The sequence below is a fragment of the Dokdonia ponticola genome, assembly GCF_042653865.1.
GTDB classification, from domain to species: Bacteria; Bacteroidota; Bacteroidia; order Flavobacteriales; family Flavobacteriaceae; genus Dokdonia; species Dokdonia ponticola.
Genome location: NZ_JBHSFV010000050.1, coordinates 1 through 962, shown reverse-complemented (window position 1 = coordinate 962; position 962 = coordinate 1). Strand labels below are relative to the sequence as shown.

General features: G+C 31.1%; 1 protein-coding gene. It reads left to right on the top strand.

Annotated elements, in window-relative coordinates; genetic code table 11:
- Positions 1-458 precede the first annotated feature (458 nt).
- On the top strand, positions 459-962 hold a 504-nt coding region (locus ACFO3O_RS22565), incomplete at its 3' end, for a hypothetical protein (RefSeq protein ID WP_379983073.1).

Here is a 962-nt window from a genome sequence, read left to right as displayed (position 1 = left end):
TATGGATTGCTAATTGTGTGATAAACACAGGTTCTTTTATTAAATAGTTCAACCTAGATTAAACAAATCATAATTGTAAATGAGTATACTTGATGCTCTTTCACACCCAAAGGTTAGTTGGATTATTAATTTTTTTCAAAAGAACTTGTGTTTTACTAAATAATAAGTTTCTATGATTGAGAGTAATAGCATTTACTCTTGAAAATTTCTTCCCTAAAAAATTATAACCAAATCATAGGTTTGTTTTCTTGACTAATAAGTTTAATGGTTCATAAGAATACCATTCTTATTAGTCTCAATAGGAGGCATTAATATTTTTTGAGAGTTTTCTAATTAGATCAGTCACTTCACTCATTTATATGATGTTGCGTGATTTCTATATCTATATTTGAACTCTCCTAAATTTTTAAACACCCCCTTTTCAATTTTGAGTATTAATTTAAAACAACAAATGAAAAATGATTAAGAATGTAGGATTTTGGACAACTAGGATATTTCTAGTTCTTACAGCAATGACACTTTTTATCGCGTGTCAAAAAGATGATGACGGATCACCTCCTTCATTGGAAGCGCACCATCATCAAGATTTACAAACACAAAACAATGTAACAAGTGTTTCCTTAAATGATATTCCACGAGTAGCAGCGTATCTCTCAACTTTAGGAGACCATAGAGGGCATTTTACTATCGATAAGTCAGTTGGGGGGCGCAATAGATCAAGTGAACCTGATTTAATGATAGGAACACTACAAACTAGCGAGATTATACAAGTGACGGATCAATATGATCAGAAAAATCATACTTTCTTGCTAACCTCTATTGAAAGTACTAATATCACTGTAAAGTCAACATTCAATCTTGTGGTACAAGAATCTTCAAGTGGTTTATTTTCATATATAGTAGAATATCGACCTGATGAAGATTGGATTCCTAATTACAGAGATACGCAAGATTTTTCAACT